The organism is Phenylobacterium sp. (assembly GCF_036723115.1).
Lineage (GTDB): Bacteria > Pseudomonadota > Alphaproteobacteria > Caulobacterales > Caulobacteraceae > Phenylobacterium.
Window position 1 is genome coordinate 1 of the sequence record NZ_DAIMHV010000126.1, and the last position, 7,737, is coordinate 7,737.

The following is a 7,737-nucleotide window of genomic DNA, read 5'->3' on the forward strand; positions in this document are numbered from 1 at the left end:
TCCTCATCGTCGAGGATAACGAGCTGAACATGAAGCTCTTTCATGATCTGCTCGACGCGCAGGGGTATGAGACCCTGCAGACCCGCGAAGGTCTGCAAGCCCTCTCTTTGGCCCGTGAGCATCGTCCCGACCTGATCCTGATGGATATCCAGCTGCCGGAAATCTCCGGACTGGAAGTCACCAAGTGGCTGAAGGAGGACGACGACCTGGCCGCGATTCCCGTGGTCGCCGTCACAGCCTTCGCCATGAAGGGGGACGAGGAACGTATTCGCGAAGGCGGATGCGAGGCCTATATTTCAAAGCCGATCTCGGTGTCGCACTTCCTCGACACCATCCGCAGGCTCCTGGGGTAGTCCGTCATGTCCGCACGCATCCTGGTGGTGGACGACATCGAGGCCAATGTCCGCCTGCTCGAGGCGAAGCTGACGGCCGAGTACTATGACGTCATCACGGCCTATGACGGCCCCACCGCCCTGGCGGTGGCCGCGGCCGAAAAGCCCGACATCGTCCTGCTGGACGTGATGATGCCCGGCATGGACGGCTTCCAGGTCTGCCGCCGGCTGAAGGATGATCCGGAGACCCGACACGTGCCGGTGGTCCTGGTCACCGCCCTGGACGGTCGCGCCGACCGGATCGCGGGTCTGGAGGCCGGCGCTGATGAGTTTCTGACCAAGCCCATCGACGATGTGATGCTGTTCGCCCGCGTGCGCAGCCTGACCCGCCTGAAGGCGGTGATCGACGAGCTGCGGGTGCGCGAGGCCTCCGGCCGGCGAATCGGCGTCATCGCCGGCGCCGCCTCGCGCCTGGGCGGCACGGGGGGCCGGGTGCTGATCGTCGACGATCATGAGCGCCAGGCCCAGAGGGTGGCCAGCGAACTGTCCATTGAGCACCGCCCGGTGATCGAGACCGAGCCGGAAAAGGCCCTGATGAGCGCCCGCGGCCCTGTGGACCTGGTGATCGTCAACGCCACCGCCCGCAGTTTCGACGGCCTGCGCTTCTGCGCGCAGCTGCGTTCCGACGAGGCCAGCCGGCACCTGCCCATCCTGGCCATCGTCGATTTCGATGAGCGGCCGCGGCTGATGAAGGCCCTGGACATCGGGGTCAACGACCTGCTGGCCAAGCCCATCGACCCTCAGGAGCTGTCGGCGCGGGCGCGCACCCAGATCCGGCGCAAGCGCTATACCGACTATCTGCGGGACAATCTCGACCACTCCCTGGAGCTGGCGGTCACCGACCAGCTCACCGGCCTGCACAATCGCCGCTACATGACCGGCCAGCTGGAGGCCCTGGTCAACCGGGCCAATCACGGGGGGGAGCCGGTCTCCCTGCTGCTCATCGACATCGACCATTTCAAGCGGGTCAATGACGGCTACGGCCATGATGTGGGCGATGAGGTGCTGCGGGAGTTCGCCGTCCGCCTGGCCTCCAATGTGCGGGCCATCGATCTGCCCTGCCGGCATGGGGGCGAGGAGTTCGTGGTGGTCATGCCCGGCGCGCGGCTGGAGGACGCCGAGCGAGTGGCCGAGCGGATCCGCCTGCATGTGGCCGGCTCGCCCTTCCGGGTGGCCGGCGGAACCGAGCTGCTCACCGCCACCATCTCCATCGGCGTGGCCGCCACCCATGGAAGCGCCGACCATCCCGAGGCCCTGATCAAGCGGGCCGATGAGGCGCTCTATGAGGCCAAGAACACCGGCCGCAACCGGGTCATCGCCCGCGCGGCCTGACGCTTCACCGCCTGAGACTGCATCTCCTGAAACGAAAGACGCCCGGCTGGGTCAGCCGGGCGTCTTTGCGTGAGCCTGAACGGCGAGGCGATCCTACTTGATCTTGCCTTCGCGGAACTCCACGTGCTTGCGCACGATGGGGTCGTACTTCTTCAGGACCATCTTGTCGGTCTTGGTGCGGGCGTTCTTCTTGGTGACGTAGAAGAAGCCGGTGTCCGCCGAGGAGTTCAGGCGGATCTTGATGGAAGCGGGTTTCGCCATGGTCGGTCCTCGCGGGGCCGGGGCAAGCGCGCTTACGCCGGCGGTCGTTCTAAAAGAGCCGCGGACAATACGAATCCGCAGACGAAAGTCAATGCAGGCTGGGGGTTATCGCGCGCGGGTCAGCCGGCCGGTCTGATAGTCGACGAAGGCCTGGCGGATCTCGTCGACGGTGTTCATCACGAAGGGGCCGTGGGCGACCACGGGCTCGTCGATGACTGGCGCAGCGTAGAAGAGGGCGCGCACGGGCGCCCTTGCGGTGAGCGGCAGGATGTCGTCGCCCGCCGATGCGTAGGCCCAGGCGTGCTGGCCCGGCTTCACCAGGGCCTCACCTGCGCCGATCTGGGCCTCGCCCTCCAGCACCAGCACAAAGCCCCGCCAGCCGTGCCGCAGCGGCAGGTCGAGGCGGGCGCCGGTCTGCAGGCGCAGGTCCATCAGGGCCAGCGGCCACAGGCTGCCGTGCGGGCGCTCAGCCTCGCCGAAACGCCCGGCATAGAGGGCGACCTCATATCCGTCCCCGGCGATGCGGGCGGCCTCTCCGGCCCGCTGGTCGCTGTAGCGGGCCGGGCTCATCTTCTGGGCGGCGGGCAGGTTCAGCCACAGCTGCAGGGAATGGACGCCCTGCGGCCCCGGCATCTCCGAATGCAGCACCCCGCCGCCGGCGGTCATGAACTGGATGTCGCCGGCCTCCAGTTCGCCGTGAGCGCCGGTGTGGTCCTCATGGATCATCTGGCCTTCCAGCACGAAGGTCACCGTCTCCATGCCCCGGTGGGGATGGGTGGGAAAGCCGGCCGGCGGGGCGAACCAGTCCTCGGCCAGGAACAAGAAGGGGCTGTAGGGGGCGTGCTCCTGCGGCGCGATCACCAGGCGGTTCTGGTGGCGGGGACCCAGCACCTGGCGCGGGCCGGCCGCTTCGATACGCTCGAGGCCAAGCGCCATGATCAGCCCCCGACCTTGCCGATCCAGGCGGTGAACTTGTCGGTCCAGGCGTCGACATAGTCGCGGAACTTCGGGTCGGCGAAGTCGCCTTCCGAGGTGAAATGCTCTTCCCGGTGGACGAAATAGATCTGCGGCATGCCCATGACGGCCGCATCGATGGCGGTCAGGACGTTGCGGGCGTCCACCTGGGCCGCGCCTGTGCCCAGCGCGCCCGGGCTGGAGCCAGCGATGGCCACGGGCTTGCCCCGCCAGATCGACTGGCCCGGTGGGCGAGAGGCCCAGTCGATGACGTTCTTCAGTACACCGGGCATGCCGCGATTATATTCCGGCGTCATCACCAGCACCCCGTCGGCGGCGGCCAGCGCCGCCTTGAGGTCGCGCACGGGGGCGGGCAGGTCGGCTTCCAGATCCTGGTTGTAGAGCGGGACCTGATCGATCTCGACGATATGCATGTCGAGCTTGGGCGCCGCCTGTCGGGCGATGGCCTGGGCGAGGCGGCGATTGACCGAGTTCGCGCGCAGGCTGCCGATGATGATGGCGACCTTGGGTCGATCCGACATGACGTCTCCCGTGGAGTTCAGAGGTGGGCCAGCTTATGGCCCTTCACACCGAAGCGCATATAGGGAGAGGGGCGCTCCGGGTCATCCAGGCGCTGGACGGCTTCCTTGATCATGGTCCGGGTGACCATGGGCAGCTCCAGCCGGAGCGCGTCGTCGAAGTCCACCCAGGCGATCTCCTCCAGCTCGCCGCAGTCGGGCTGGCGGTCCAGGCTGATCAGGCGCTCGGCGTCGGCCATCAGGAACCAGGTGTCGAACCGCTTGGCCAGCATGGGCGGGGTGACGGCGCGGGCGATGATCTCCATGGCCTCCAGGTCGGGCAGGGCCCCCTGAGCCAGGAACTCGCGCCAGGGGCCGACGCCGGGGCGGGGCGGGGAGGCCTTGGCCAGCAGCAGCCCGGCCTCCTCGAAGGTCTCGCGGATGGCCGCCAGCGCCAGGGCCCGGCCGCGCCCCGGTCGCAGGTGACGATCGAACTTGGCCGCCACTTCAGGGCGCAGCTCCGTGGCGTGGGGGGCGCGGAAATCGGCGCGGTCGATGCGGCCCCCGGGAAACACCCACAGATTGGGCATGAAGTCATGGCCGCTGTTGCGCTTGCCCATCAGGACCCGCGGCTTGGCGGCGTCCCGGCGGACCAGGATGATGGTGGCCGCGTCCTTGGGCTTGACGGCCTTGGCGCCGGCCGGGCGCATACGGCCCCCCTCGGGCCGCCGGGGAATCTCAGCTTCGCTCATGAAACAACTGTATGACCGCCCGGGGACGCAGAGGAAGCGTGACGTTAGGGAAGGTCAGCCCCCTGGAGATGTCCGCAGGGGGCAAAGCCGCGGTTCCTCTGCGCCGCTCTCCGGGGACGGTGTTTGTTTGAGCCGTGCCAGGGCGCCGCCCGCCCGGTCACTCTGGCAATGCGTAGACCTTCAGGTAGTCGCCCGGGGTGGTCTCAAAGCGGGCGTGGCCCGTGGCGGAAACAGCGACGTATTGCCGACCTTGATGCTCATAGGTCATCGGCCCAGCCTGGGGGCCGGCGGGCAGGCGAGCCTCCCACAGAAGGCGCCCGGTCGCCGTCTCGAACGCACGCAGGAAATCATCCTGCGCCGCCCCGATGAAGGTCAGGCCCCCGGCCGTCACCAGCGGGCCGCCCAGGTTCGGCGTCCCCGTGGCGATCTTCAGGAAGGTGGGCAGGCCCAGCGGCCCGGTGTCGAACCCGGTGCCGAGCGGCTTCGACCAGACCACCTCTCCAGTGTCCAGGCTGGTTGCGGAGATGTAGCCCCAAGGCGGCGCGATGCACGGCACCTTCAGCGCCGACCACCAGATCGGGCGGGTTACCCCGTACGGCGTGCCCGAATGGGGCGCTATGGCTTGGTCGGGCCGGGCGCCGCCTGAGCCGACCGGCTGGTCCTCAACTGTTGCGCGGGGGTGCAGAACGACCAGATTCGGCAGGCGGGAGTTGTTGGCGATGATCAACCGCCGCTGGGGATCATAGCCCAGGCCGCCCCAGTTCATTCCGCCGACCGTCCCGGGGAAAAGCAGCATTCCAGCCTTGTCCGGCGTCGGCGGCGTGAACATCCCCTCGTATCGGTGACGGTGGAAGCTGATCCGACAGAGAGCCCCGTCAATCGGGGTCAGGCCGAAGGCGTGGCGCGCGTCGATCCGCTCCGGCTCCCGTCCGGGGACACCTCCGATGTTGGGATAGAATACCGATTGCGGCTGGGTTGGCGCCACCCAATCCCCGGGCGCCGCGCCCTGCGGCGTCGGACGCTGCTCGACCGGCCGCAGCGTCTCGCCCGTCGCGGCGTCCAGCAAGAACATGTTTCCCGTCTTGCTGGCCTGCATCACCGCTCGCCGCGTCTGGCCGTCGATGGTCACATCGACCAGCATCGGCTGGGCCCCAAGGTCATAGTCCCACAGGTCATGAGTCACGGTGGTGTAGACCCAGCGCGTCGCCCCGGTCTGCAGGTCCACCGCCACCACGGCGTCGGTGAAACGGTCTTCCTCCGGCGTACGGTTGCCCCCCCACTGGTCGGCCGCGGCGTTGCCGGTGGCGAGGAAGGCCAGACCCAGAGATTCGTCTGCCGAAATTATGTTCCAGACGTTGGGCGTGCCGCGGGGATAGATCTCTCCGGGCGCCAGTTCCGCCCGGGCGTCGGGCCGCAGCGCGTCCCACGCCCAGCGCAGGTCCCCCGTGCGCGCGTCATAGGCCCGCACCACCCCCGACGGCGCGTCACGTCGCTGGTTGTCGCTGACCTGCTGACCGAGGATCAACAGCCCGCCGGCCACCGTCGCGCCTGAGGTGTTCGAGGCGAAGCCCTTTTCGCGCAGCCCCATTCCCACCGTCATGTCGACCGTCCCGTCCTGGCCGAAGCCCCGACACGGGAAACCGCCGACGGCGTCCAGTGCGATCAGACGGCCGTCCGCGGTGGCGACGAACACCCGCCGGTGACACTGGCTGCCGCCCCGAGGAACCGGCCCGATTGCTCCTGGGACCGACGGCATCGTCGAAAATGCCTCCGGCCGTCCTGCGGGCGCGCCGTCGTCGAAATAGGCGACTGCACGGCAAGCCGCCGTGAACAGCGACTCCATCGTAGCCGCCGGCACCTTCGGGTCGTGGCTCCAGCGCACTTCGCCCGTCCCAGGGTCCAGCGCGAACACCTTGTTGGACGGCGTGCAGGTATAGAGGAAGTCGCCAACCTTGATCGGCGTGTTCTGGGAGGAATAGAAGACTCGCCCCTCGTCGGGGTTCAGGTCGCCGCTTCGGAATGTCCAGGCTTCCTCCAGCTCGCCCACATTGGCGGTCGAGATCTGGCTCAGGCTGGAATAGCGCTGCCCAGCGTTCGTCCCGCCATAGGCGATCCAGTCCACGCCAGCCACGGCCCCGCCTTCGCCTTCGGGGAATGGGATCGCCCCGCGCCCGTCCTCGCCCGGGGCCTCCGTCCGCTCCCAGCTGACAAACACGACCATGCCGACAGCAACGAAGGCCGCGACCGCGCTGGTGAGGGCCGCAAGGTGCAGCGTCGAACCGCGCGGGGTGCGCCACATCAACCATGATAGACCGATACCCGTCGTCAGAGCCGTGATCAGCCCAGCGCGCCCCGCAAGGTCGATGCCCCATGCCGGAAGCCAGCCCTTGCCCGCGATTTCCACCAGCGACCAACCGACGGTCAGGACCAAGGCGACGCCGAAGAGAAGCAGGGCCGCGCGATCGCGCCCGCGCCATGCCAGCGCGGCGCCGACCGATAGCAACAGGCCAGTCGCAAGATAGTAAAACGATCCCCCAAGGGCGATCAGCCAGGCCCCCAGACCCGTTATGATCAGGCCGAGAGCGCCAGTCATGGTGGCCAGTATGAGATACAGCCATCGCCAGCCGCGGCGATCGACATATTTCGATTGTGCAGCCTCAGCCGCCATGACCCCACCTCCGTTCTGAGGACTGCTGGCCCCCCACTCTGGCGCCAGCGCGCATTGTGTACGGATGCGAGCCCCTTTGGTTGCATGGAGCAGGGGCGGTTGATCCCGGCGAGCAAAGACGCCGAGACGGATTGTCTGGAACGCCACGGCCCTATCAGTGCGATCGCAAAATCACACCGGCGCGTGAGGTCGAGTTGCCAGGCCAGAGACCTTCCCGGTCATGCCAGAGCGCGGCGGCGGTCGGGATTTTTCGCAGACCCGCCCCCTTTGGACCGAGGTTTGATCCAAAGCAATCGGAGCGCCGGGCTGTTGCTGCAAGCTGACGTCGCAAGAAGTGGGGAATGCCAGTGGACGACACAGCAGGCGTCAGTGCGAGCTTCGCGGCCTTCCTGTCGCAGGCGCCCGGCCATGCCGATGCATGGATGCAGGCGGTAAGGGGGCTGGACGGAGCGTGCGCACTCGACCCAAAGACCCGGTCGCTCGCATATCTCGCTGTGCTGGCCGCGCTCGGCCGTGAAAGCGGCGTGCCCTTACACGCGGCCGAAGCCCGGCGGGCAGGGGCGACGCGGGCGGAAGTGATCAGCGCCGTGCTGGTCGGTCTGCCCGCGAGCGGCAATACGGTGATCGCCTCCTTACCCCCTGCCTTGGCGGCGTATGATCTCAGTCCGGCGCGGCCGGATTCCGATTAGTCCCGCGCGCAAGGGCAATCGGCGCTCCCGAGAGGAGCCGCCGACCTCGCAGCCTCAACGTCCAGTCTGGTGGCGAGACTGGCGCGCAGCGCCAACACCGCGAGGTCGATCAACGGGGAAGGTCCCCCTACCGCCGCTTGCCGCGCCCGCTCCGGCCGGCCGGGGGCGGGC

At 68.1% G+C, this 7,737-nt stretch carries 8 protein-coding genes; 3 read left to right on the forward strand and 5 right to left on the reverse strand.

Features of this window, described 5'->3' with window-relative positions; translation table 11 throughout:
- On the forward strand, positions 1-353 hold a 353-nt coding region (locus V7D28_RS11975), incomplete at its 5' end, for a response regulator (RefSeq protein WP_333587612.1).
- A gap of 6 nt (positions 354-359) precedes the next feature.
- On the forward strand, positions 360-1,724 hold the full coding sequence (locus V7D28_RS11980) for a PleD family two-component system response regulator (protein ID WP_333587613.1): 1,365 nt from the start codon (positions 360-362) through the stop codon (positions 1,722-1,724).
- Between the two features lie 93 nt (positions 1,725-1,817).
- Here the strand turns inward: V7D28_RS11980 and rpmG are convergent, their stop codons facing one another.
- From rpmG to V7D28_RS12005, 5 genes are all read right to left on the reverse strand, one after another.
- Entirely contained in the window at positions 1,818-1,985 is a 168-nt protein-coding gene (rpmG, locus tag V7D28_RS11985) for a 50S ribosomal protein L33 (protein ID WP_333587614.1), read from the reverse strand.
- A gap of 105 nt (positions 1,986-2,090) precedes the next feature.
- Complete coding sequence (locus V7D28_RS11990; protein ID WP_333587615.1) at positions 2,091-2,921, reverse strand: pirin family protein; 831 nt, start codon at positions 2,919-2,921, stop codon at positions 2,091-2,093.
- A gap of 2 nt (positions 2,922-2,923) precedes the next feature.
- Positions 2,924-3,481, reverse strand: coding sequence for an NADPH-dependent FMN reductase (locus V7D28_RS11995; protein ID WP_333587616.1), 558 nt, complete (start codon positions 3,479-3,481; stop codon positions 2,924-2,926).
- A gap of 17 nt (positions 3,482-3,498) precedes the next feature.
- On the reverse strand, positions 3,499-4,209 hold the full coding sequence (locus tag V7D28_RS12000) for an NUDIX hydrolase (protein ID WP_333587617.1): 711 nt from the start codon (positions 4,207-4,209) through the stop codon (positions 3,499-3,501).
- A gap of 157 nt (positions 4,210-4,366) precedes the next feature.
- On the reverse strand, positions 4,367-6,877 hold the full coding sequence (locus tag V7D28_RS12005) for a membrane-bound PQQ-dependent dehydrogenase, glucose/quinate/shikimate family (protein ID WP_333587618.1): 2,511 nt from the start codon (positions 6,875-6,877) through the stop codon (positions 4,367-4,369).
- Between the two features lie 341 nt (positions 6,878-7,218).
- On the opposite strand from V7D28_RS12005, the gene V7D28_RS12010 reads away from it, so the two are divergent.
- Positions 7,219-7,566 (forward strand): carboxymuconolactone decarboxylase family protein, encoded by a 348-nt coding sequence (locus V7D28_RS12010; protein WP_333587619.1) that lies wholly within the window; start codon positions 7,219-7,221, stop codon positions 7,564-7,566.
- The last annotated feature ends 171 nt before the right edge of the window (positions 7,567-7,737 follow it).